The organism is Streptomyces marokkonensis (assembly GCF_039539045.1).
GTDB classification, from domain to species: Bacteria; Actinomycetota; Actinomycetes; order Streptomycetales; family Streptomycetaceae; genus Streptomyces; species Streptomyces marokkonensis.
The window spans coordinates 1-22,381 of sequence record NZ_BAABCQ010000132.1 but is presented as its reverse complement, the minus strand read 5'-3'; the positions used below and the strand labels follow the sequence as shown (position 1 = coordinate 22,381).

Below are 22,381 nucleotides of genomic sequence, written 5' to 3'. Positions count from 1 at the left end.
CTGCATATTTCTCTCGGTAACACCTCAAAACCAGCACAAGTCGGCACGGGAAACCCGGGCCGGCACCCACCACGCTAACGCCTGCCGGTACCTGATTCACCACTGAGACTTTTCCCTCACCGGTCCGAGCCGGCCGGATGCGGGGCGAGGGCAGCCTGGACGAGACGGGTGAACCGGGTGGTCGAGCACCGGAGCTTGCGGAGCAGCCGCCAGGGCCTGAGGGCAGCCATTCCCCGGTGCCGTGTTCGCGGGTCGTGCGGGTCGTGCGGAGGGACGCCCCGCACGACCCGAACTCGGCGGCAACCGCGACACTCCCTCCCGCTCGGCACCCGAGAGCTCATGACGGCGCACCACGGGGGGGCACGCTCAGTCATTACCCGATCACCGTGGAAGACGATCCCTGGTGCTCAGCGGACGGTGCCGTCCCACTGCCAGTCCGTACGGTGGGGCAGGCCCGGCAGCCCGGTGCGGCCCGTGCACCACAGCAGGGTGTCCGACGGGGCATGGCCGACGGGGGCGTCGGGGAAGAGGCGGTCCACGATCACCGCGCTCACCTCGTCCGGCGGAGGCAGCTTCAAGCCCAGGCCGCGGCCGATGTCGAAGGTGTGGAGCGTGAGTTCGGCGAGGCCCATGGCGGCGAAGCCAGGTCCGTCGGAGTGGCCCCAGGGGTGCCAGGCCCGCACTGAAGCGGGGGCCTCGCGGACCGCCGAGCGCAGCAGGACCGTGGCGATGTGCAGGCCCTCCAGACAGGAGGCCACGGGAGCTCGCGCATCGAGCGAGGCGAACAGGGTGATGTAGCGGTCGGTGGGCCGGGCGATGAGCAGGCCGGCGTAGCCGACCAGGCCGAGTGCGAGGTGATCGAGCGTCGCGCGGCAACTCCACCCCAAGTCCCCCGCCGGGACGGTCCAGTCCCGCTCCGCCGCCCCCTCCAGCGCGGACAGACACTTCTGTTCCGTGGCGGCGAGCAGGTCGTCCCACGGGGGTTGTACCGCGGCAGGGCGCTTCGACTCGATTGCTCCGGCGGTCACTTCGCGCTCTCCGGCTTCTTCAGAACCTCGACAACGCTCGCGTAGCTGTCGGATCCGTGGCCCGCCGTGCGAGCGCGCAGCATGGTGGCCTTGAGGAGCTCCGGCAGGGCGTTGTCGACCCCGCGGGCCGCGGCGGCGTGGATGAGGTGGTCGATGGCCGCGATCTGTACGTCGATGGTGGCGTCGTCGCCCGGGTAGCGCCCGGCGTCCACCTGGGGCGCGTAGGTGGTCATGAAGCCGGCCACGGTGGTGAGCCAGCGGAGTGCGACGCGGGTGAACGCCGTGGCGTCCGTTCCCTGTGCCGTGACCACGGAGGTGCCGTGCAGCCACCCGGTGAAGGTCGACCACATCAGGCCGAGCAGGGCGACATCGTGCAGCGAGGCCAGGCCCGGGTCGGTGCCCAGGTGAAGGGGGTCGCCGAGGGCGGCGAGGGCCGGGCGGTGGGCCTCCAGCAGGGCGGCCTCCCCGCTGTAGAGGAACATCGTCCCGGGACTGCCGACGCCGGGCGGGGTGGTCATGATCGCACCGTCGAGGTAGGCGGCGCCGTGCCGTTCGGCCCACGCGGTGGCCTCGTGGGCCTGCTCCGGGGAGCCCGAGGTGAGGTTGACCAGGGTCTTGCCCTCGAGAACGGCTGCCGCCGGGCCGAGGATGCCGTACATGGCGTCGTAGTCCAGAACGCAGATGATGGTCAGCCCGCTCGCCGCGACCGCCTGGGCCGGGTCGGCCGCGAGCGTGGCACCCTTGGCGAGGAGCGCGTCGGCTCTGCCCGGGGTGCGGTTCCAGACGGTGGTGGGGTGGCCCTGGTCCAGGAGCGCGGCGGCCAGTGCCGAGCCCATCGAGCCCAGTCCGATGACGGTCACTGCCTCGCGTACGCGGTTCATGCGGTTTCTCCCTGTAGGACTGATCCGCCTGTTTGTTCTGCCTGGCGGTGATTGATCACGTAGGCACCACGTTCGCAGCGGGTGGCGGGCCGGAACAGTGACAGGAGTGACCGCCTTCACCAAATTCCCGCCAGATCCGCGACGTACGCTGCGGGCATGAGTGCTGGTTCCGTGGCCCTGGTCGTGCCCGAGGACATCGGGTTCCCTTCGTGGGACCTGTACGAGGTGAGCATCCCGTGCACGGTCTTCGGCAAGCCGCAGCCCGATCTGGCCGATCCTTGGTACGACCTGCGGATGTGCGGGGGCGGCACATCGATGGAAGGCCGGCAGGGTGGCGAGCGGGCCGAGTTCGGGCTCCAGCTGCGAAGTCGCTACGGGCTGGCGGACCTGGCGGGCGCGGACACCGTCATCGTGACGTCGGTGCCCGACGCCTGTGTCGAGGACGGCGCGCCCGTACCCGAGGAGTTGGTCGACGCTCTGCGGCTGGCCTACGACGGGGGCTCCCGCATGGTCTCGCTGTGTACCGGTGCCTTCGCGCTCGCCGCGGCGGGGCTGCTGGACGGGCGGCGCGCCACCGCTCACTGGATGCACACCGCGCAGCTGGCGGAGCGTCACCCGAAGGTACGGGTGGACGATTCGGTGCTGTACGTGGACGACGGCGATGTGCTCACCAGCGCCGGACTGACCGCCGGACTCGATCTGTGCCTGCACCTGGTCCGCCGGGACCTGGGCGCGCATGTCGCCAACCAACTGGCCCGCCGGATGGTGGTTCCCGCGCACCGGCCGGGCGGGCAGGCGCAGTTCATCGACCACTCCGTGCCCGCGACGGACGCCCGTGGACTGGGGCCCGTACTGGTCTGGGCCCTGGAGAACCTGCACCGGCCACTGACCGTGGAGGATCTGGCGCGGCGTGCCGCACTGAGCCCGCGCACCTTCTACCGGCGGTTGCGCGAGGCGACCGGGGTGACGCCGCTGCAGTGGCTGCTCAACCAGCGCATCGGCCAGGCGCAGGGCCTGTTGGAGTCCACCACGCTGCCCCTGGAGAAGGTCGCCGAACACAGCGGACTGGGCACGGCCAACAACCTGCGTTACCACTTCCTCAAGCAGGTCGGCATCTCACCGACGCACTACCGGCGGACGTTCCCCGCCGCGGGCGGTGGACACCCGGGCGGGGATTAGACACAGGTTTCCGAGCACAGCCGTTCACCTGATGGCCTCCCGGCGGACCGGACGGGAGGCGGGACCGTCGCGCCCGGCGGTCACGGGCGGGCGGCCGACCAGGTTGTCACCGGAGGCCACCGGGATGGCCGCCGAAGCCGGCGTCGACGGTGGAGCCGCGTCACGCACCACGGCTCGCCTGACGGCATACCGGTCCATGCGCGCGCACCGCTCACGCATCGCCTCCCAGGACGAGAAGGCGGCACCGGTGTTCCCCGCGCAGCCACACGCTCGGAATGCCGGACCTCGCTCCGAGACCCACGAGGCGTAGCCTCCACAGGATCCAGCACACACCCGGCACGGGCTTCACAGGCGGCCGTTACGCTCCAGTCACAAGCCGCTGTTCGTTGCTTCTGTCCGTGCCTGGGCCTGTGCCTGTGCCATCAGGCGTCCCCGTACGCCTCGCCGCCCGGTTCGAACCCGGCCGACCCCGCGGTGACGTCCGCGAGCCAGGACCGGAAGGCGTCCACGTCGGCCTCGGGAAGGCCGATCTCGATGGTGACGGCCTCGGCGTACCGCACGTCGCGCACCTCGCGTCCCGCCGTGCGCAGGTCGTTCTGGAGCCTGCCGGCCCGCTGGTGGTCGACGGTCACCGTGGCCAGGCGGAACCGGCGGCGGGTGAGCGTGCCGAGATCGTCCAGGGCCTCGCCGACCGCGCCGCCGTAGGCGCGGATGAGTCCGCCCGCGCCGAGCTTGACGCCACCGTAGTAGCGGGTGACGACGGCGACGACGTACCGCATGTCCCGGCGCAGCAGCATTTGGAGCATGGGGACGCCGGCGGTGCCGCCGGGCTCGCCGTCGTCGCTGGCCTTCTGGACGGCGGCGTCGGCTCCGATGACGTACGCCCAGCAGTTGTGGGTGGCGGTGGCGTGCTCCTTGCGTACGGCCGCGACGAACTCCTGGGCCTCCTGCTCGGTGGCGGCCGGGGCGAGGGCGCACAGGAAGCGTGAGCGGTTGATCTCGGTCTCGTGCACACCCGCGCGGGCGACGGTGCGGTACTCGTCCTGCATCCGGTCAGCCTATGCGCTCACCGCGATCCGCCCCTCGGCGCGGTCGTCGCGGTCAGCCGGGCGGCGCGGCGGACCGGGCCCCGGGCGCGCGATCACGCCGGGGCTCCGATGTCCCGGGCGAGGTGCAGGCCGAGGAACCGGTCGGCGTAGGCGTAGATCTCGAACCGGGCTCCGTCGGGGAGGTCCGGATCGGTCTCCACCCGGCGCAGGACGCTCAGCACCCCGGGGGCGTCCAGGTCGTCCTCCCAGGCCGCCCGCAGTTGGTCCCGCACCTCGCCCGGGACGGGGCGTGACGGCTGCCGCGCCCAGGCGGCGACCGCGCGACGCCAGCGCGTGAGCGTGTCCCGGGCGTCGCCCAGCGCGCTCGCGTCGAGCTCCACGCGCGCGTGGTGGTGCCGCTCCAGCAGCGCGAGACGCACGGCGTCGGGGGCGGCGGGGTCGTCGTCGAAACCCTCGATGTCCTGTCCGGCCGCGTCCACCGGGGCCACGGCGACCGTTGCTCCGTCCGGCGCGGCCCCGCCCTGGCGCACGACGTACACGGCCTGGCCGGTGCCCGGTACGGAGCCGGCGGCGCCGCCGTCCTCGAAAGGCCGGACGCCGAGGGCCGCGGCGTCCGCGCGCAGCCGCGTCCCGTCCTCCGCGCCGGTCAGCAGCGCCCACGCGGGCGTGCCGTCCAGTTCCAGGGCACGGACCAGGAGGTCGGCGACGAGCAGCACGCGCAGCCCGGTCGTGTCGCGGCCCGGCGCGTGCGCCACGACACGGGTGGGAGCCCGCCGGGCGGGGGCGGCGGAGGTGGGCTTCTGGGTCCGGGCGTCGATGATGCGCAGCACGGGGTGAGCGTAGGCGGGGCGGGGCGGTGGCGCACAGGGGGCGCGCTCACCGCCCTCGTCCCCACCGTGCGGGAATCCCGGCGGGCCGCCGTCCGTTGTCGCTGCGGAAGAACACGAGAAGGTGGCAGACGACGCGAGAAGATCGGTACGCGAGTCGTCCACAGTCCTAGTCCCAGGAGGCCGCCGGTGTACGGCGACGAGGCAACCGTCCGGAAGATCCTCACCGAGCTCGGCGACACCTGGGCCGTGGTGGGCCTGTCGTCCAACCGGCAGCGCGCGGCGTACGGCGTCGCCGAGGTGCTGCAGCGCTTCGGCAAGCGCGTCGTGCCCGTGCATCCCAAGGCGGAGACGGTGCACGGGGAGCGGGGGTACGCCTCCCTCTCGGACGTTCCCTTCGACGTGGACGTCGTCGACGTCTTCGTCAACAGCGAGCTGGCCGGGCCGGTCGCCGACGAGGCGGTCGCCAAGGGCGCCCGGGCCGTCTGGTTCCAGCTCGGCGTGATCGACGAGGCCGCGTGCGAGCGGACGCGGGCCAGGGGCCTGGAGATGGTGATGGACCGCTGCCCCGCGATCGAGATCCCCCGGCTCGGCTGATCGCTCTCCCCGGAAGGCCTGGCCGCAGGGGCCCGGGGCCCGCGGGGAAGTGACGGCCCCTCACCGGACGCCGGCCGGGTCCGTCCCGATGACCACCACGCGGGCCCAGTCGGGCGGTGAGTCCGGTGTGTACTCGGGGTTGTCCTCGTCCCACGAAGAGCGCGCCCGCTGCCGGGGGAACAGTCCGACCACCGTCCGGCACGCGGGTCGTACGGCCGGCCAGGGTGTCTGTCCGTCGGTCAGGACCACGACTGCGTCGGGCGCGGGACGTGCGCGCAGCGCCTTGTCGAAGCCCGAGCGCAGGTCCGTACCGCCCCCGCCCACCAGGGGGATCCCCTCGGCACGGCACAGGGAGTGCGCGAGCCGGGCCGACGCGTCGCACGGCACCACCGTCACCAGGTCGCGGCGCCCCCCGACGGCACGCGTGATCGCGGCGACCTCGAGCAGCGCGCTGCCGAGTTCAGCGTCGCTGACCGACCCGGAGGTGTCGATGACCACGGCGACCCGGGGCGGTCTGCGCCGAAGGCTCGGCAGCACGACGCGGGGCATCCCGGCCGAGCGCCTCGACGGCCGGCCGTAGGTGTAGTCCTCTCCCGCGCCGCCTCCGCAGGCCGCCGAGCGGACGGCCGCTCCGAGCAGGTCCCGCCACGGCTGCGGCGGATGAAAGGCCTGTTCCGCCCACCGTTTCCATCCCTTGGGCGTGTTTCCCGGGCGGGCGTTGATGCCCTGCGCGACTCGGAAACGCACCGCGTCCTGCTGCTGTTCGCTGAGCCCGTCCGCGCCGTCCGGCCCGAGGTCCCACTCCCGTTCGAGTCCGTCGGCGCCGCTGCCGCAGTCCAGCCAGGCCAGGCTCTCGGTGAGCCGCCCGAGCCGGAACTGGCGCAGGTAGTCCTCCATGAGCTGCCCCTCGGGCAGTGCCAGGAGTCCCGGCTCGACCGCCCCCTCGGGGCGGGCCAGCCCGTCCCCGAACACGTCGTCGTTGATCTCGCAGTCCGCGGCGATGTTCATCCGCAGCCGTTCGGCCGGGCCGGCCAGCCCGCGCTCCCGCGCGACCCGGTCACCGCGTCCGTGATGGTCGCGCAGCAGGTGCGACACCTCGTGCACCCAGACCCCGGCCAGTTCCTCAACCGGCGTGCGGTCCACGAAGACCGGCGAGACGTAGCACCGCCAGTACCGGTCGACGGCCATCGTCGGCACCGCCCGCGACGGGACGACGTGCAGGGCGAACAGCGCCGTCGCCAGGTAGGGCCGGGCCCGGGCGGCGTGCAGCCGGGCGGCGAAGAGCTTGTCGAGGTCGCAGACGACCGGGACGGGCGTGGTCGTCGACGTGGCTGGACTCACCGTTCCTTGCGTGGCCGTACTCGACGTCGCCGTACTCGGCATCGCCGTACTCGGCATCGCCGTACTCGACGTGCCCTCACTCGTCGTTCCCGTGCTCATCGTCGTTCCTGTGCTCATCGTCCCGCCTTCGCGGCGCCCGCGTTCCGCGCCGTCGCCCGGTCGGCCGCGCGGTCCGCGCGCCGGGACAGGGCCATGGCTCCGGCGAGCCGCTCGATCGACGCCGGGATGTCCCAGTCCTGTTGCCGCAGACCGGCGAGTGTGGTGGCGGGGACGACCACGACGTCCGGGGCGCCGGTCTCCATCGCGCGGGCCAGCAGCGCCCACGCCGCGTCCCACCGGGGCTTCTCCGGACGTCTGCGCACGGCGGCCACGACGCCGTCGAGCGCGGCCTGGCGCAGGTCCCCGCGTTCGGGCAGCACGGCACCGGACGGGTCGGCGAGCAGCGTCTCGGGGTCCGGGAGGTCCATCCGGTCCAGGCTCGCCATCAGTTCCAGCCCGGGACCGTCTCCCACGGTGCCCCGTACCAGCAGGGAGAGCACTTCCCCGGAGGAACCGGCGGCGGTCGCGAAGGCGATCAGGTTGAGCGTCATCTCCCAGCTCCGGGGCGACGGCCAGGCACCACCCCGGCGCGTTTCCCCGCTGGGCAGGCGGTGCACGAGCCCGGGGCGGGCGGTGAGGAACTCGCACACCGCGCGGCGGGCACGGCCCACGGCTTCCGCGAGCCCGTCCGGGTCGAGTCGCGGCAGCGTCGCCCGGGGCCAGGTTCCGCCGAGCCCCCGTACGACGACGTCGTGGTCGTGGGTCCACTGGAGGTGGACGAACCGGTTGGCCAGCGGCGGGCTCAGCTCCCAGCCGTCGGCCGCCGAGGAGCGCGGATTGGCGGCAGCCACGATCCTGACCCCGGGCGGCAGTCGGAGGGCACCGATCCGCCGTTCGAGGACGAGGCGGAGCAGGGCGGCCTGTACGGCCGGCGGCGCGGTGGACAGCTCGTCCAGGAACAGCAGCCCCCGGCCGGCCCGGACCAGGCGTACCGCCCAGTCCGGCGGGGCCATCGGGACGCCCTGTTCCGCGGGATCGTCCCCGACGACCGGCAGCCCGGAGAAGTCGGACGGCTCGTGGACGCTGGCGATCACGGTGGTCAACGGAAGATCCAGGGCGGTGGCGAGCTGGGTCAGGGCAGCGGTCTTGCCGATCCCCGGCTCACCCCACAGCAGTACGGGGAGGTCCGCGGCCACGGCCAGGGTGAGAGCCTCCAGTTGGTCGTCGGGCCGCGGTTCGGTGGTCGTCTCGCGCAGCAGGGTCAGCAGTTCACCGGCGACGTCGAGCTGGGAGGGCTCGGAGAGGTCTGAGGAGGAGCCGGGGCCGACGGTGGACACGGAGGTTACGGACATTACGGAGCTTACGGGAGTACAAGTCGTCATAAGTCATCACCTGTGGAGCTCGTGGTGGGCAGGAAGGGGCACTGGACGGGACCCGGCGGGGGGCGGGACGCCCTCGGTCAGTCGCGGGTCGCGTGGCGCGGGCGGGAGCGAGTGACGCGGGGACGGTAAGGGCCCGGACAGATGCGTTTGGGACCGGGTCCTTCGAGGCCTGCCCGGAACATCCCGTAGGTGATCCGCCGCTGCACGGCGGCCTCCAGTTCGTCCCGCAGGGCGCCGTCGCGCAGGCAGGCGTCGGCGCCCAGCAGGTCTTCGACCACGGCGAGGGCGCCGACGGTGTCGCCGTGGTTGAGGCGCTCTCGGATGTCGGGGAGGCACTCCGGACGTCGGTGCGCCTCGTCGATGACCTGGAAGCAGGGCAGCGGCGTGCCGGTCAGCGCGGCCAGCAGCTCTTCCCGGCGGACTTCGGCCGGGTCGTGGTCCAGCGGCGCCAGTACTCCGTCGACGAGGCCGATCCGGTGCCGGGCTCCCCGGCAGTCCACGAGACGGGACTGTCGCGCCGAATCCGGGTACGGAGTCCGGGGCGGGGCGGTCGGCACATGGTCCGGCACCAGCGCGGAGGCGACCAGCGGATGCAGCCGACCGGCCTCGAGGGCGCCGGCGCGGACCAGTTCCAGGTCGGGTGGTACCCAGGTCGCCGCGTCGGGCAGCACCGGCAGCGCGGACGCGGAGCCGCCCGTGTGTGCCGGTTCGATCCGCAGCGTGGGCGGACCGGCGCCGTTCCTGTCCGCGACCAGTTCCACGGCCAGCCGCCGCCCGGCCCCGAGCCGCACTGCGACGGTGCCGATGTCGGTACCGGTGCCGTCGCCCGTACCGGTGCCGGTGCCAGTCGCTGTCCACGCCTCGGCGCGGAGCAGGATCCCCGCCTCGGCCGCCCACCGGTCGACGGCACAGTGACGCCCCAGCGGCTCCGCCCCCGGCAGGCCGGGGTGGCCCGGAAGACCGGGTGGGTCGTCGGCGGGTGGCGGGCCGGTCCCCGCCCGGACGCGCAGCTCACCGGTTCGGCGCGCGTCCCACAGGTGACGGTGCAGGTCGAGGCGGAACCGCCGGCTGGGCCGGGGGTGCGGATGCCGGGGGGTGCCGGTCTCCGGGCCGGAACCGTCCCACAGGGCCAGGCTGATCCGCTGGCCGCCGTCCGCCCAGGCGGGCGGGGTCCGGACCACGAGGTGCACCGGACGCGCGCCGTCACGTCCCGCGATGTCGTACCGCGCCAGAGTGAGCGTGAGACCCGGACGCAGCAGCCCGTCCGGAGCGATTCTCGGCATGTGCCAGCGCAGCAGGTCGGGAGCGAGGTGGCGCAGGTCGGCCCGGACGCGTGTCGCGAGGTCGAGGCCGTACACGCGCGCCGCGGAACGCAGGTTGAGGTCGACGTCGATACCCGCGGCGGCACACGCCCCGGCCCAGTCCCCGGCGTGGCGGCGAACTGTCGCGGTCTCGATCATGGAAGGCGGCACGGCGAACTCGCGCACGCGCCGCCAGAGGGAAAGGCGGGAGTCCCCATTCGCGGTGTGAGTGAGCATCAGCACTCACCTTGCGCGGACGGGTCCCCCATTCTGCCGACAGAAGGAGTAGTCATCGCGAGGAGCATAGCGGCGCCGGTCCTCGGGCTGCCAGGGGTTTTCCCCACACGGCGCCGCGCGGACCGTTCCCGCTCACCGCCGAAACCCCGCTCGAGCGGGTGTGGTGGTCCTCCGGCCGAGGGATCCCGCCGCGTGGAAGGTCAGGCGACGCCCAGCCCGTCCAGGACCACGGCCCCGGGCAGTTCCGCGAAGGCCTTGCCCGGCACCAGCAGCTTGCCGCGCCGGCGTCCGCTGCCGACGAGGACGTACGGCAGGTCGATGACGGCCGAGTCCACCAGCACGGGCCAGTCGGCGGGCAGGCCGACCGGAGTGATGCCGCCGTACTCCATGCCGGTCTCACCGGTCGCCGTGTCCATGGACGCGAAGGAGGCCTTGCGGGCGCCCAGGTGACGGCGTACGACACCGTTGACGTCGACCCGGGTGGTGGAGAGCACCACGCAGGCGGCCAGGGTCGTGCCGCCGCCCCGTTTGCCGGTGACCACGACGCAGTTGGCGGACTGTTCGAGCAGCTCACGGCCGTAGTGCTCGACGAAGGTGGCGGTGTCGGCCCACTCCGGTTCGGTGTCGACGTAGACGATCTGGTCGGCGGGGACGCTCCCGCTCCAGTGGCGTACGGCGTCGGCGACCGGGCGGGTCAGCTCGTCGAGGCTCTCCGGGGCGGGCGTGGCGCTGTCGAAGTTCCCGATGGGTGCGTGCATGGCGGCACGCTAGCAACAGCGGGCGGCGCGGTGAACGGCCGCACGGTGCGCGGGCAGCGGGCAGGCCTCTCCGATGGGCTCGCTGCTCCCGGCGACGGGCCGGGGTACCCGGACGCTCAGCTCTCGGCGGCCGGCTCCGCGAGCCTGCCCGCCGACGCCGCTCCCGCCTCGTCGTCCAGCTTCGACAGCGCACGCAGTTGTCCGGGCGTGACCCCTTCGGGTACCGGGACCGGAGCCGGGGTCCGCAGCGGCGGCTGCCAACCCTCGTCGGGTGTCCAGCGCCGTACGACGCGGGCGGGCGCGCCCGCCACCACGGCGTGGTCGGGGACCGCGCCCCGGACCACGGCACCGGCGGCGACCACCACGTTCCGTCCGATCCGCGCGCCGGGCAGGATCACCGCGCCGGTGCCGATCCAGCAGCCGGAGCCGATCTCCACCGGGTCCATCCGGGGCCACTGCTTGCCGATGGGCTGGTGCGGGTCGTCGTAGGAGTGGTTGGTGGAGGTGACGTAGACGTACGGTCCGAAGTAGCAGTCGCTGCCGATGGTGACCGTGGTGTCCGCGATGACGTGGCTGCCGCGGCCCAGGACGACTCCGTCGCCGATGCGCAGGATGGGCTCGGGGCCGAGGTCGAGGTCGGGCATGAGTCCGGCGGTCAGGGTGACCTGCTCACCGATGATGCAGTGGGCGCCGACATGGATCCAGGGCTCCCCGAAGACGGTGCCGAGCGGGAAGGCGAGCCGGGTGCCCGTGCCCAGCGCGCCGAAGCGGAAGCGTCCGGGGTGTGCGGCGGTGACGGAGCCGGTGCGCTGCACCCAGGCCCAGCCCGCGTGGACGGCCCGCTGCGCGAGGCGGCTCCGCCAGGACGGGTACGTGTTCTTGCGCTTCGGCACCCGCTCACGGTAGTCGGCGTGCGCTACGGCCATGACTGCGGAGGTCTGTGATCTTCACCCCACCGGGTGGCGTACGGTGCCGTAGATCACCCGAGCAGGAGGCGAAGATGACGCAGAAGGCGCTGATCACGGGCATCGGCGACAGGAACCCGAAGGTGGATGCGGAGGCCTTCGTGGCGCCGACGTCCTCGGTCATCGGGGACGTGACACTGCACGCGGGGGCGAGCGTCTGGTACGGCGCGGTGCTGCGCGGCGACGTCGAGCGGATCTCCGTCGGCGCGAGCAGCAACGTCCAGGACAACTGCACGCTCCACGCCGACCCGGGCTTCCCCGTCACCGTCGGCGAGCGCGTCTCCATCGGGCACAACGCCGTGGTGCACGGCGCGACCGTCGAGGACGACTGCCTGATCGGCATGGGCGCCACGGTCCTCAACGGCGCGGTGATCGGCGCCGGCTCCCTGGTCGCGGCCCAGGCGCTGGTCCCGCAGGGGATGCGGGTGCCGCCGGGCTCGCTGGTCGCGGGCGTACCGGCGAAGGTGAAGCGGGAGCTGACGGAGGAGGAGCGTCAGGGGGTCACGCTGAACGGGACGATGTACGCGGCGCTGGCGACGGAGCACCGGGGTGCGTTGGGGGAGGTTCTGTAGGAGGCCGTCCACGGATCGCCCGTGGTCGCCGTCCGCGGATCGCCCGTGATCGCCGTCCGCGGGGGCGCGTGTGGGGCGCTCGTGTGGGGCGCTCGTGTGGGGCGCTCGCGCGTCGGCGCGAGCCGCGAGGGGTCCCGGCCCCGCGCCCCTCACGGGGCGCCTCACTCCCCGGCGGTCACCGGCTGCGCTGCCGCCCGGGCCTCGCCTGCCGTACCTGCCGTACCTGCCTTGCCTGCCTTGCCTGCCTTGCGCTTGACGATCAGCATCGACGCGATACCGATGGCGACCGCCACCACCAGGCCCAGCCACGAGAAGCGCTTCAGCCAGGACTCGGCGACGACGCCGACGTAGTAGATGACGGCGGTGGTACCGCCCGCCCAGACGATGCCGCCGAGGACGTTGGCGATCAGGAACTTCCAGTACGGCATCCGCAGCACGCCGGCCAGCGGACCGGCGAAGATGCGGAGCAGGGCGACGAAGCGGCCGAAGAACACGGCCCACATGCCCCACTTCTGGAAGGAGCGCTCGGCGGTGGCGATGTGCCCCTCGCCGAAGTGTCCGGGGAACTTCCCGCCCAGCCACGCCAGCAGTGGCCGGCCGCCCTTTCGGCCGACGGCGTACCCGATGGAGTCGCCGATCACCGCGCCCGCGCTCGCACAGGCGCCCAGAACCAGCGGGTCGATGCCGCCGTGCTGGGAGGAGAGCAGGGCCGCCGAGACCAGGATGATCTCGCCCGGCAACGGGATGCCCAGGCTCTCCAGACCGATGACCAGGCCGACGACGGCGTAGACGGCCGCCGCGGGCACCGTGTCGAGCCACTCCTGGACGTGCAAGGCCTGACCCTCCGCATTCGCGTCTTCGCTGCGTTCCGGGTGGGCCCAGTGCCTGTCCTGTCCGCTTCCCGGGTGCGCCTCGACGAGGCGCACCCGGGAAGCCTACCGGGTCGCCCGGCGTCAACCGTTGGGACGCAGGGTCCATATGACGGACATCTCACCGGTGACCGCACCGTCCTCGCGCCGGATGGCGACGGCCACCGGGAACTCGGGGCGGTTGCCCGCGTCCAGTTCCGCGACCACCTCGGCGACGGGGCGGCCGAGTGTCGCGGTGGCCGTGACGGGGCCGAGCGCGATCTTCTTGAAGGCGATCTCCGCGGTGACCGGCAGTGGCACCGCCCGGGAGAGCTGGTCACCGAACGCGGCCAGCACGATCGCTCCGCTCGCCGACTCGCCCAGCGTGAACATGGCTCCGGCGTGCGGACCGCCGACGTGGTTGCGGTACTCGCTCTGGTCCGGAAGGGCCAGTACGGCCTTCTCCGGAGTGGTCTCCAGGTACTCGAGGTTCAGGGTCCGGACCATCGGCACCGTGGCGGCGAGCAACTCGCCGATCGACAACTGATCTGCGCTCATGGAAGCAGGTTACTCACGAGTAGCATCCAAGGGCCAGGCATCCGCGATGATCGCCGTATGCTTGCCGCCCATGTGGCCAGGAGAGCAGTCACCCACCGGCGGACCGGACCCACGGCAGCCCGGCCCGCCACAGCCCAATCCGTACCGGCAGCCTGGCTACCAGCAGCACCAGCCGGACGCCGGGCGGCAGCAGCCCGCCCCGTGGAACGCCCCCACGGTCACGGCCGCCCCGCCTCCCGGGCAGGGACCGGGCGGCCGTACCAAGGCGGTCGCGATCGCCGCCGCGGTCGTCGCGGTGGCCGCCGCCGTGACCGGGGCCGTCCTGCTGGGCGGCGGTGAGGACGACCGGGCCGAACCCGCCCCCTCGACGCCCGCGTCGGCCGCCGACAACCCGCGGAACGGGGACGACGGCCGGCAGCCGACCGTCGATGGCTGGACCGTCGTGACCAACGCCGACCACGGCATCGCCTTCGACGTACCGGCCTCCTGGAAGCGGCAGTCGCCCGACTGGGTCACCTACGTCGCCGAGGACGACGACCCCGAGGAGAAACCCCTGGTCGCCATGAAGGCGCCGGCCGTCCTCAAGGAGAAGTGGTGCGGGACCGACGGCGACCGGGACGGCTCGGTCGAGTACACGCCCCTGGCCAACGCGGGAACCCGCGGCAACAACGGAGCGCGGAGCACCGGGGAGATCGCCCGGACCGACTCGGCGGCCTGGGTGTACGGAGGCTTCGCCCAGCCGGACCGGGACAGGGTCTCGACGGGACCGGTGTCCTCGTTCACCACCGCCTCCGGCATCGAGGGCAGCGTCGCCTCCTCCCGGTCGTCCGGGGTCCCGAAGAAGGGCAAGTGCGACGTGGACGGCAAGGCTACGACGTTCGCCTTCGAGGCCGCCGACGGCGACCTGGTGTCCTGGTCGTTCTTCGGCGCCGCGGACGTCGGCGACGAGGTACCGGACGCCACCGTCCGAAAGATCCTCACCACGGTCAGGGAGTACACGCCTGCGGATTCATGAGACACCGGCCCGCGGACACCGGGGAGCCCGCGAGCCGCTGCCGGGACGGGCGTTCCGGGTTTCGGTACGTCCCTGACAAGGGCTGGTGACCGAATCGTGTCCTGGACGGCATTAGGGTGACTGCTCATGTGGCCAGGACAGCAGCCGCCCGGGGGCGAGCAGAACCCGCAGGACAATCCGTACCAGCAGCCGGGGTACCAACAGCCGAATCCCTATCAGCAGCCCGGCTACCAGCAGCAGCCCGGCTATCAGCAGCAGCCCGGCTACCAGCAGCAGCCCGGCACGTACGAGCAGCCTCAGTGGGGCGCTCCGCAGCCCGCCGGGACCGCGCAGCCGTCTCCGGGCGGCGGCGGTGGCGGCAACCGGACGAAGGTGGTCGCGATCGTCGCGGCGCTCGCCGTGGTGGTGGCCGCCGGTGTCACCGGGTTCCTGGTGCTGGGCGGTGACAAGGACGACCAGGCGGACGACGGCAAGGACAAGAAGCCGTCCGCGAGCGCGTCCGCCGACAAGTCCGGGACCCCGTCCACCGACCCGAGCGCGTCCGGCGACGAGGACAACCCGCGGGGCGGCGAGGGCGTGAAGGCGACCATCGACGGCTGGAAGGTCGTCGCCAACCCGCGCTTCGGCACCATGTTCGATGTTCCCGCCGACTGGGAGATCGACACCGTCGACATGAGCGTCGGTTTCGAGTGGGAGGAGAAGGACGGGAAGATGGGCCGCACCTCGGTCACAGCCCCGACCTATCTGAAGTCCGAGTGGTGCACGACCGACGAGAACAAGGACGGCCGCAAGGAGAGCACCGCCCTCGCCACCGCCGGGACGCGTGGTGAGGACGGAGCCAAGACCACCGACCAGGCGGCCGAGACGCGGGTTCCGTGGTGGATCTTCGGCGGTTACACGCAGCCGGACATGAAGAGCGTGAAGTTCGGCAAGCCGAAGGCGTACACCACCACGTCCGGCATCGAGGGCAGCCTCATCACGGCGCACTCGGAGGGCACCCCCCAGAAGGGGAAGTGCGACACCGAGGGCAAGGCGACCACCTTCGCGTTCAAGAACGGCGCGGGCGACTTCGTCACGTGGAACCTGTACGGCGTCAAGGGCGTCGACGAGGAGGTCCCGGAGGCGACGGTCCAGAAGATCCTGAGCACCGTGCGCCTCACCGAGGACCCGCCGACCGACACGTAGGCAACCGGCGGGCGGCGCCGCGCGCGCCGCTCAGCCGATGCCGAACGCCCCGGCGGGAGGCTCGGGCGACGGCACGGCGTCCTCGTCCCGCACCGGCCGCGCCTCGCCGATGAAGTCCCGCAGGGCGGGCCCGTACTCGACCCTGGCCGGGAAGGCGTCGGCGGCGGTGCGCCGGGCCAGGGCCGCCGTGTCGAGCGGCCGGTGCGCGGCGACGAGTACGGCGTTGCCGAAGCGGCGTCCGCGCAGCACACCCGGTTCGGCGATCAGCGCCAGCTCCTCGAAGAGCGTGGCGAAGCCGGCCAGTTGCCCGCGCAGGAAGCGGAACGGCGCCCCGTCGGCCAGGTTGGCCACATACACGCCGTCGGCGCGCAGCACCCGTGCCGCCTCGCGGGCGTAGGCGACGGAGGTCAGATGCGCGGGCACCCGGGAGCCCCCGAAGACATCGGCGACCAGGACGTCGGCCGAGTCCGCGGCAGCGGCCTCCAGCCAGGCGCGGGCATCGAAACCGTGCGTGGTGACGGCGGCACCGTCCGGAAGCGGCAGGTGCTCCGCGACCAGTCTCAGCAGGCCCCGGTCGGCCTCCACGACGTCCTGCCGCGAGCCGGGCCGGGTCGCGGCCAGGTACCGGGGCAGGGTGAACGCGCCCCCGCCCAGGTGCAGTACGTCCAGCGCACGCCCCGGCTCGGCGACCGTGTCCAGGACATGGCCGAGCCGGCGCGTGTACTCGAACTCCAGGTGCGCCGGCTCGTCGAGGTCGACGTACGACTGCGGTGCCCCGTCGACGGTGAGCAGCCAGGCCCGCCGCCGGTCGACGTCGGGCATGAGCTTGGCGGTGCCGTGGTCGGTGACGCGGCTGACGGGTATGGCTTCGTTCACCTCCTCATTGTGCCCGGCCCCCGTCCGCGTCGGCTCTCACCCGACTCCGGTCACGGTCCCCGCCCCCACGGTCCGCCCGCCCTCGCGGACGGCGAACCCCAGGCCGGTCTCCAGCGGCACGTCCCGTCCCAGCTCGACCGTCATCGTGACCGTGTCCCCGGGTCGCGCCACCGCCACCGCGCCGAGGTCGACGTCCCCGACCACGTCCGCGGTCCGGATGTAGAACTGCGGCCGGTACCCGGTGGTGACCGGCGTCGAACGCCCGCCCTCGCGCGCCGACAGCACGTACACCCGCGCCGTGAAGCGCCGCGCGGGTACGACACTGCCCGGCGCGGCGACCACGTGCCCCCGACGCACCGCGTCGCGGGCGACACCGCGCAGCAGCAGGGCCACGTTGTCCCCGGCCTGCGCCTCCTCCATCGGCCGGCCGAAGGTCTCCAGCCCGGTGACGACCGTCTCGACGGACGCCCCGACCACCTCGACCCGGTCTCCGACGTGGACGGTGCCGCGCTCGGCCGCGCCGGTCACGACCGTGCCGCGGCCGGTGATGGTGAGCACGTTCTCCACGGACAGCAGGAACGGCGCGTCCAGATACCGCTCGGGCATGGGCACGTACGTGTCCACGACGTCGAGCAGCGCCTCGACGGACGCGGTCCACCGCGGGTCGCCCTCCAGTGTCTTCAACCCCGAGACCCGTACGACGGGCACGGTGTCGCCGCCGTAGCCGTGCGCGGTGAGCAGGTCCCGCACCTCCAGTTCGACCAGGTCGGTCAGTTCCCCGTCACCCGCGTCGGCCTTGTTGAGCGCGACCACGATGTGGTCGACGCCCACCTGCCGGGCGAGCAGGACGTGTTCGGCGGTCTGCGGCATGATCCCGTCCAGCGCGGAGACGACGAGGATCGCCCCGTCGAGCTGGGCGGCGCCGGTGACCATGTTCTTGACGTAGTCGGCGTGGCCCGGCATGTCCACGTGCGCGTAGTGCCGGGTGTCGGTCTCGTACTCGACGTGCGCGATGTTGATGGTGATGCCGCGCGCCGCCTCCTCGGGGGCGCGGTCGATGCGGTCGAACGGCACGAACGTGCCGGTGCCGCGCTCGGCGAGGACCTTGGTGATGGCGGCGGTCAGGGTGGTCTTGCCGTGGTCGACATGGCCCATCGTGCCGATGTTCAGATGCGGTTTGGTGCGGACGTACGCCGTCTTGGACATGGCGGTACCTCGAAGCCTCGTGGCGGTGGTGGGGACCCCGGGGACTGGCCGACCCTCCCCCCGCGGGGTCCGCCGGACGATCCGGGGAGAGTCAGCTTCGGGCGCCGTCGACGGCGGCCGGGAAGAGGGGGACGGCAGCCTCCGGGGCATCCGCGACCGCGGATGCCGTGAGATGGAAGGCGTACCGGAACATGCCGTCGATCCTTGCGGACGCTTTGCCCCACGTCGAATGGTTTTTCATGGCACGGGAGTTCGATATGCGCCTTGGCCTTCCTCCCGGCATGGTCCACTGCAGATCGGTGTGGTCCGCTACGGACCGATGCTCCGCAGCGCCTCCCGTACGGACAGCGGCGCGAGACGTCGCCCGTGCTCGGCCACGAAGGCGCGCACGGCGGCCGGGTCGGTCTTGGCGTACTCGCGCAGGCACCAGCCGATGGCCTTGCGGACGAAGAAGTCGTCGTGGCCCGACTGGCGCAGGCAGTAGCCGAAGAGGCGCTCGGTGTCGGTGCGTTCCCTGTAGCGCAGTTGGTGGAGCAGGGCCGCGCGGACCAGCCACCGGTCCTCGTCCGCGCTCCAGGCGTCCATCTCGGCCGTGAGGTCGCGGTCGGCCGCGACGAGCCCTCCGACGACGTGCGCGGCGAGCAGGTCGACGGTGTCCCACCACGGCACCGTGGTGAGCAGATGCCGGACCACGGGCAGGAAACCGGAGGAGCAACGCGTCACATGACGGCGCAGGTAGTCGACGGCGAAGTAGTGGTACTCGCGCTCGGGCAACCGCCAGCAACGGAGCGCGACCGCGGCGCAGTCCGACTCGCCCGGGCGGGGCAGCCCCTCCAGGACGGTGCGGGACAGGGCGCGGCGAACAGGGGAGGTCAGGCCCAGGAACGGAGCCACGTCCTTCATGTATGCCCGCGCGGCCGGGGCCCGCCCGGGATCGGCCGCGGCGGAGTACACGGCGGGAAGCCGCTCCAGTACCGTGTCGGCGACAGTGCTGCGTGGAACCCCCGGAATTCCCTCACCTGTGACGCTCACGAGACGCACCATACGGCGATCACACATGTTTGTCGGTTAGTGTCACCGGATGTTCGATGCCACCACCCGCTCTGGGGGCACCGCCACGGTCTCTCCCCGGACCGCAGCAGCAGAGCTTGCCGTCGCCACCACCGCCGGGCCCCTCGCGCCCGTCGAACCGACCGGCTTCGCCGCCCGCGTGACGAGAATCCTGCTCTCTCCGTGGTCCCGGCTCTCGCTGCTCGTCGCCCTGCTGGCCTCGGCCGCGACCGCGGTCCTGCTGTTCCGGCCGCAGCAGTTGCTGACCGACGGCTGGCCGCCGCAGCTCGGTGGGGCCGCGGCGGCGGTCGCCTACGCGGTGGCGTACGGCCTGTGTACCGTCGCCTTCGTACCGCGTCCGCTGCTGAACCTGGCGGCCGGCGCGCTGTTCGGATCGCAGCTGGGACTCGCCTCGGCCCTCGCGGGGACGGTGCTGGGCGCGGGGATCGCCTTCTGCCTCGGGCGGGCGCTGGGCCAGGAGGCGCTGCGCCCGCTGCTGCGGGGCAGGTGGCTGAAGGCCGCGGACGGGCAGCTCAGCCGGCACGGTTTCCGCTCGATGCTGGCGGCGCGGCTGTTCCCCGGGGTGCCGTTCGCCGCCGCCAACTACTGCGCGGCCGTCTCCCGCATGGGCCTGTTGCCCTTCCTGCTGGCGACGGCGCTCGGGTCGATCCCCAACACCGCCGCCTACGCCGTCGCCGGCGCCCGCGCCTCGACGCCGACCTCCCCCGCCTTCCTGATCGCGCTGGCCTGCATCGCCCTGCCGGGGCTGGCGGGCGCCGTGGTGGCCTGGCGCAAGCGGAACCAGTTGCGCGGACGCTGACTGCGCGTAACGCCGTCTCCAGGGCCATCGCGTCGGCGAGCCCGCCCGCCTCGCACACCTCCGCAGGCCGAAGCGGGACGCCGCGCTCGTGCGCAGGGCGTCGACGAGAGGGGGCAGCCGCGCGCCGCCCGACCACCTGCCCGGCCTGTGACGACACCGTCCGCCACGAGGAGGACCTGACCGCACACCCGCGGGTCCCGGGCCGGACGGTGACGCGCCCCGCCGCGGCGGCCCGTCCGGCCATGTCACCTGGATTTCACCCAAGGACGCTACGCTGCCCCTCGGCGCGCCCTGATCCCGATCACCGCACACGGCGGTCCGGTGTGCCCATCGACCGTTTCTCGCTCGGCACTTGGACTCCGTAACCTCATGTCTTGGTTTGAATCCCTCATCCTCGGACTCGTCCAGGGGCTGACCGAGTTCCTCCCCGTGTCCTCCAGCGCGCACCTGCGTCTGACCGCGGCGTTCTCCGGCTGGCACGACCCGGGCGCGGCCTTCACGGCGATCACGCAGATCGGCACCGAGGCCGCCGTTCTCATCTACTTCCGCAAGGACATCGGGCGGATCATCTCGGCGTGGACGCGGTCGCTCGCGAACAAGGAGCTGCGCGGCGACCCCGACGCGCGCATGGGCTGGCTGGTGATCATCGGCTCGATCCCGATCGGTGTGCTCGGCCTGACGCTGAAGGACCAGATCGAGGGGCCGTTCCGCGACCTGCGGATCACCGCGACCATGCTGATCGTCGTCGGCGTGATCATCGGCGTCGCGGACCGGATGGCCGCGCGGGACGAGAAGGGCGGCCGGCACCGCGCGCCCCGGCGGCGCAAGGAACTGGAGAACCTCAGCGTCCGCGACGGCCTGATCTACGGCCTCTGCCAGGCGGCGGCCCTCGTTCCCGGCGTCTCCCGTTCCGGGGCCACCATCAGCGGCGGCCTGTTCATGGGCTACCGGCGCGAGGCCGCTGCCCGTTACTCGTTCCTGCTCGCGATCCCGGCGGTGCTCGCCTCCGGCCTGTTCGAGCTCAACGACGCGATGGAGAACGACCACGTCTCCTGGGGGCCGACGCTCTTCGCGACGGTCATCGCCTTCGCCACCGGGTACGTGGTCATCGCCTGGTTCATGAAGTTCATCAGCACCAAGTCGTTCATGCCGTTCGTCTACTACCGCATTGGCCTCGGCATGGTGGTGATTGTGCTGGTCAGCATGGGTGCGCTGAGCCCGCACGCGGGCGAATCCGGCGGCTGAAACCGGTCCGCGCAGGTAGCGCTATCTCGCACTTCCCAGCGCCTGATTGCAGCACCACGCCATGATCACCTCCCACTTGCCCCCCACTCATCTCCCACCGGGGAGGCGGGATACGCCCCACTAGGACGTGTGCGTCCGCAAAGCAGGGGGATGGCACGGAAGGGCCCGCACAGCTTGCCGTGCGGGCCCTTCCGTACAGAGGGTGGAGACCACACCTGATCAGCCCGGTCTCCGGAAGAGGACTGATCCGAGCCTCCTCGGCGAAGGGGATCGCCGGCTCCACCTCGTTCGGGTGCGGATGGATCGGGGCCTCGATCCCAAGCGCGTCGAGCGCGTGCAAAATCTGGGCGTAGAACTCGGCGACCGGCATGGGCCGGAGCGGAAAGCCCCGCACGCCACCGTCACTGCTGCGGACTTCGAGCCGGTGGCCGACAAAGTCGAATTCGATCTCGAAGGCCCCGGTGAGGTACGGGACGGCCGAGGTCGTCAACCCGCGGGGACTGACGTAGAGCGCGACCTGCCACCAGTGGTTGACCAACGGCGCGTGGGCCATTCGGGTCTTGCCCACGATCTGGGTCCACATGTGCAGAGTGTCGCGGGTGGCGGTCCAGTCTGGGACCCGGAGGCTCGGCCAGTTGCTCGTGGCTGGTGCGGTCATCACTTCCCACGTCCTTGGAACCGCTTCGAGGGGCTCAGCGGTGTTCGGGATTGGCGCTGTCGGGGCGGCAGCCGGCGTCCCAGGCCGAGCGCTGGTTGCCGTAGGCGGGGATGCCGCCGGTGTGACGGATCATCGACGCGAGGTGGAGCAAGTTGTACGTCATGAACGAGATGTTGCGGTTGGCGAAGTCGTTGTCCGGGCCGCCAGAATCCTCGTCAAGGTAGGACGGTCCGGGACCGACCTCGCCCAGCCATCCCGCGTCGGCCTGGGGCGGTACCGTGAAGCCGATGTGCTGCAGGCTGTAGAGGATGCTCATCGCACAGTGCTTGAGGCCGTCCTCGTTGCCCGTGATCAGGCAGCCGCCGACGCGTCCGTAGTAGGCGTACTGCCCCTCCTCATTGAGCACACCTGAATACCCGTAGAGCCGTTCGATCACCCGGCGGGTCACCGAGCTGTTGTCACCGAGCCAGATCGGTCCGCCGATGACCAGGATGTCGGCGGCGAGGATTCGGGTGAGCAGTGCGGGCCACTCGTCGGTGTCCCATCCGTGCTCGGTCATGTCCGGGCGGACGCCGGTGGCGATGTCGTGGTCGACGGCGCGGATCTGGTCCACGCTCACGCCGTTCGCCTGCATGATCGCCACGCTGCGGTCGATCACGCCTTGAGTGTGGCTGCGGTCAGGAGAGCGCTTCAGGGTGCAGTTGATGTACATAGCGCTCAGCCCCGTGAAATCGGGCTTCGCATGGCCGGGTACGTTCATCGAG

Annotated in this window: 22 protein-coding genes and 2 pseudogenes; 7 read left to right on the top strand and 17 right to left on the bottom strand. The window is 72.2% G+C overall.

Going from position 1 to position 22,381, the window contains the following annotated elements; genetic code table 11:
* Positions 1-116: 116 nt before the first annotated feature.
* The 3 genes and pseudogenes from ABEA26_RS26550 to ABEA26_RS26540 form a co-directional block, all read right to left on the bottom strand.
* A pseudogene (locus tag ABEA26_RS26550) lies at positions 117-227 on the bottom strand (IS5/IS1182 family transposase); the annotation flags it as partial.
* A 180-nt stretch (positions 228-407) separates the two neighbouring features.
* The gene (locus ABEA26_RS26545; RefSeq protein ID WP_345595871.1) at positions 408-1,028 is read right to left on the bottom strand and encodes a maleylpyruvate isomerase N-terminal domain-containing protein; all 621 of its coding nucleotides are present in this window, start codon (positions 1,026-1,028) and stop codon (positions 408-410) included.
* The gene (locus ABEA26_RS26540) at positions 1,025-1,909 is read right to left on the bottom strand and encodes an NAD(P)-dependent oxidoreductase (RefSeq protein ID WP_345595870.1); all 885 of its coding nucleotides are present in this window, start codon (positions 1,907-1,909) and stop codon (positions 1,025-1,027) included. Before ABEA26_RS26540 ends, ABEA26_RS26545 begins: the two co-directional genes overlap by 4 nt.
* 177 nt (positions 1,910-2,086) lie before the next feature.
* On the opposite strand from ABEA26_RS26540, the gene ABEA26_RS26535 reads away from it, so the two are divergent.
* Positions 2,087-3,088, top strand: coding sequence for a helix-turn-helix domain-containing protein (locus tag ABEA26_RS26535; protein WP_425587903.1), 1,002 nt, complete (start codon positions 2,087-2,089; stop codon positions 3,086-3,088).
* Between the two features lie 422 nt (positions 3,089-3,510).
* Here ABEA26_RS26535 and ABEA26_RS26530 read toward each other — a convergent pair whose 3' ends face one another.
* Together ABEA26_RS26530 and ABEA26_RS26525 are read right to left on the bottom strand one after the other, a co-directional pair.
* Complete coding sequence (locus tag ABEA26_RS26530) at positions 3,511-4,137, bottom strand: YigZ family protein (RefSeq protein ID WP_345595868.1); 627 nt, start codon at positions 4,135-4,137, stop codon at positions 3,511-3,513.
* Positions 4,138-4,229: 92 nt separating this feature from the next.
* Entirely contained in the window at positions 4,230-4,967 is a 738-nt protein-coding gene (locus ABEA26_RS26525) for a hypothetical protein (protein ID WP_345595867.1), read from the bottom strand.
* A gap of 186 nt (positions 4,968-5,153) precedes the next feature.
* Here ABEA26_RS26525 and ABEA26_RS26520 point away from each other — a divergent pair, with 186 nt between their 5' ends.
* Positions 5,154-5,561, top strand: coding sequence for a CoA-binding protein (locus tag ABEA26_RS26520; RefSeq protein ID WP_345595866.1), 408 nt, complete (start codon positions 5,154-5,156; stop codon positions 5,559-5,561).
* Positions 5,562-5,621: 60 nt separating this feature from the next.
* Here ABEA26_RS26520 and ABEA26_RS26515 read toward each other — a convergent pair whose 3' ends face one another.
* The 5 genes from ABEA26_RS26515 to ABEA26_RS26495 all read right to left on the bottom strand — a co-directional run bounded on the left by ABEA26_RS26515 (position 5,622) and on the right by ABEA26_RS26495 (position 11,512).
* Positions 5,622-6,944, bottom strand: coding sequence for a vWA domain-containing protein (locus tag ABEA26_RS26515; protein WP_345595875.1), 1,323 nt, complete (start codon positions 6,942-6,944; stop codon positions 5,622-5,624).
* 71 nt (positions 6,945-7,015) lie between these two features.
* Complete coding sequence (locus ABEA26_RS26510) at positions 7,016-8,293, bottom strand: AAA family ATPase (protein ID WP_345595865.1); 1,278 nt, start codon at positions 8,291-8,293, stop codon at positions 7,016-7,018.
* Between the two features lie 107 nt (positions 8,294-8,400).
* Positions 8,401-9,861, bottom strand: coding sequence for a hypothetical protein (locus tag ABEA26_RS26505; protein WP_345595864.1), 1,461 nt, complete (start codon positions 9,859-9,861; stop codon positions 8,401-8,403).
* 200 nt (positions 9,862-10,061) lie between these two features.
* The gene (locus ABEA26_RS26500; protein ID WP_345595863.1) at positions 10,062-10,619 is read right to left on the bottom strand and encodes a YbaK/EbsC family protein; all 558 of its coding nucleotides are present in this window, start codon (positions 10,617-10,619) and stop codon (positions 10,062-10,064) included.
* Between the two features lie 116 nt (positions 10,620-10,735).
* Entirely contained in the window at positions 10,736-11,512 is a 777-nt protein-coding gene (locus ABEA26_RS26495; protein WP_345595874.1) for an acyltransferase, read from the bottom strand.
* 107 nt (positions 11,513-11,619) lie between these two features.
* Between ABEA26_RS26495 and ABEA26_RS26490 the strand changes: the two genes are divergently transcribed.
* A complete protein-coding gene (locus tag ABEA26_RS26490) occupies positions 11,620-12,156 on the top strand; it encodes a gamma carbonic anhydrase family protein (RefSeq protein ID WP_345595862.1) in 537 nt (178 codons plus the stop codon).
* 161 nt (positions 12,157-12,317) lie between these two features.
* Here the strand turns inward: ABEA26_RS26490 and ABEA26_RS26485 are convergent, their stop codons facing one another.
* On the bottom strand, positions 12,318-12,989 hold the full coding sequence (locus tag ABEA26_RS26485; RefSeq protein WP_345595861.1) for a DedA family protein: 672 nt from the start codon (positions 12,987-12,989) through the stop codon (positions 12,318-12,320).
* 120 nt (positions 12,990-13,109) lie between these two features.
* Positions 13,110-13,547 carry a DUF4442 domain-containing protein gene (locus ABEA26_RS26480; RefSeq protein ID WP_345595873.1) on the bottom strand — a complete coding sequence of 146 codons (438 nt, stop codon included), beginning with the start codon at positions 13,545-13,547 and terminating at the stop codon, positions 13,110-13,112.
* An 85-nt stretch (positions 13,548-13,632) separates the two neighbouring features.
* Here ABEA26_RS26480 and ABEA26_RS26475 point away from each other — a divergent pair, with 85 nt between their 5' ends.
* Both ABEA26_RS26475 and ABEA26_RS26470 read left to right on the top strand, forming a co-directional pair.
* Positions 13,633-14,577, top strand: a complete 945-nt coding sequence (locus ABEA26_RS26475; RefSeq protein WP_345595860.1) for a DUF8017 domain-containing protein — start codon at positions 13,633-13,635, stop codon at positions 14,575-14,577.
* A gap of 126 nt (positions 14,578-14,703) precedes the next feature.
* The gene (locus ABEA26_RS26470) at positions 14,704-15,762 is read left to right on the top strand and encodes a DUF8017 domain-containing protein (RefSeq protein ID WP_345595859.1); all 1,059 of its coding nucleotides are present in this window, start codon (positions 14,704-14,706) and stop codon (positions 15,760-15,762) included.
* Between the two features lie 30 nt (positions 15,763-15,792).
* Here ABEA26_RS26470 and ABEA26_RS26465 read toward each other — a convergent pair whose 3' ends face one another.
* The 3 genes from ABEA26_RS26465 to ABEA26_RS26455 all read right to left on the bottom strand — a co-directional run bounded on the left by ABEA26_RS26465 (position 15,793) and on the right by ABEA26_RS26455 (position 18,888).
* Positions 15,793-16,638, bottom strand: coding sequence for a spermidine synthase (locus ABEA26_RS26465; RefSeq protein ID WP_345595858.1), 846 nt, complete (start codon positions 16,636-16,638; stop codon positions 15,793-15,795).
* A 36-nt stretch (positions 16,639-16,674) separates the two neighbouring features.
* Positions 16,675-17,844 carry an elongation factor Tu gene (gene tuf / locus ABEA26_RS26460; protein WP_345595857.1) on the bottom strand — a complete coding sequence of 390 codons (1,170 nt, stop codon included), beginning with the start codon at positions 17,842-17,844 and terminating at the stop codon, positions 16,675-16,677.
* Positions 17,845-18,153: 309 nt separating this feature from the next.
* A complete protein-coding gene (locus ABEA26_RS26455; protein ID WP_345595856.1) occupies positions 18,154-18,888 on the bottom strand; it encodes a DNA alkylation repair protein in 735 nt (244 codons plus the stop codon).
* Between the two features lie 37 nt (positions 18,889-18,925).
* On the opposite strand from ABEA26_RS26455, the gene ABEA26_RS26450 reads away from it, so the two are divergent.
* Both ABEA26_RS26450 and ABEA26_RS26445 read left to right on the top strand, forming a co-directional pair.
* Positions 18,926-19,714: a TVP38/TMEM64 family protein gene (locus ABEA26_RS26450; RefSeq protein WP_345595855.1), complete on the top strand. Its 789-nt coding sequence runs from the start codon at positions 18,926-18,928 to the stop codon at positions 19,712-19,714.
* A gap of 369 nt (positions 19,715-20,083) precedes the next feature.
* Positions 20,084-20,959: an undecaprenyl-diphosphate phosphatase gene (locus tag ABEA26_RS26445; RefSeq protein ID WP_345595854.1), complete on the top strand. Its 876-nt coding sequence runs from the start codon at positions 20,084-20,086 to the stop codon at positions 20,957-20,959.
* Positions 20,960-21,212: 253 nt separating this feature from the next.
* On the opposite strand, the pseudogene ABEA26_RS26440 reads toward ABEA26_RS26445, so the two are convergent.
* Positions 21,213-21,617 (bottom strand): annotated as a pseudogene (locus ABEA26_RS26440) (DUF5996 family protein); the annotation flags it as partial.
* A 34-nt stretch (positions 21,618-21,651) separates the two neighbouring features.
* Positions 21,652-22,377, bottom strand: coding sequence for a flavodoxin family protein (locus ABEA26_RS26435; RefSeq protein WP_345595872.1), 726 nt, complete (start codon positions 22,375-22,377; stop codon positions 21,652-21,654).
* Positions 22,378-22,381: the final 4 nt, after the last annotated feature.

Coding starts and splice junctions, on each gene's coding strand:
- ABEA26_RS26540 (WP_345595870.1), bottom strand. CDS start 1,909: ATGAACCGCGTACGCGAGGCAGTGACCGTCATCGGACTGGGCTCGATG.
- ABEA26_RS26530 (WP_345595868.1), bottom strand. CDS start 4,137: ATGCAGGACGAGTACCGCACCGTCGCCCGCGCGGGTGTGCACGAGACC.
- ABEA26_RS26515 (WP_345595875.1), bottom strand. CDS start 6,944: ATGCCGAGTACGGCGACGTCGAGTACGGCCACGCAAGGAACGGTGAGT.
- ABEA26_RS26510 (WP_345595865.1), bottom strand. CDS start 8,293: ATGTCCGTAACCTCCGTGTCCACCGTCGGCCCCGGCTCCTCCTCAGAC.
- ABEA26_RS26505 (WP_345595864.1), bottom strand. CDS start 9,861: ATGCTCACTCACACCGCGAATGGGGACTCCCGCCTTTCCCTCTGGCGG.
- ABEA26_RS26500 (WP_345595863.1), bottom strand. CDS start 10,619: ATGCACGCACCCATCGGGAACTTCGACAGCGCCACGCCCGCCCCGGAG.
- ABEA26_RS26490 (WP_345595862.1), top strand. CDS start 11,620: ATGACGCAGAAGGCGCTGATCACGGGCATCGGCGACAGGAACCCGAAG.
- ABEA26_RS26475 (WP_345595860.1), top strand. CDS start 13,633: ATGTGGCCAGGAGAGCAGTCACCCACCGGCGGACCGGACCCACGGCAG.
- ABEA26_RS26470 (WP_345595859.1), top strand. CDS start 14,704: ATGTGGCCAGGACAGCAGCCGCCCGGGGGCGAGCAGAACCCGCAGGAC.
- tuf (WP_345595857.1), bottom strand. CDS start 17,844: ATGTCCAAGACGGCGTACGTCCGCACCAAACCGCATCTGAACATCGGC.
- ABEA26_RS26455 (WP_345595856.1), bottom strand. CDS start 18,888: ATGGTGCGTCTCGTGAGCGTCACAGGTGAGGGAATTCCGGGGGTTCCA.
- ABEA26_RS26450 (WP_345595855.1), top strand. CDS start 18,926: ATGTTCGATGCCACCACCCGCTCTGGGGGCACCGCCACGGTCTCTCCC.
- ABEA26_RS26445 (WP_345595854.1), top strand. CDS start 20,084: ATGTCTTGGTTTGAATCCCTCATCCTCGGACTCGTCCAGGGGCTGACC.
- ABEA26_RS26435 (WP_345595872.1), bottom strand. CDS start 22,377: ATGAACGTACCCGGCCATGCGAAGCCCGATTTCACGGGGCTGAGCGCT.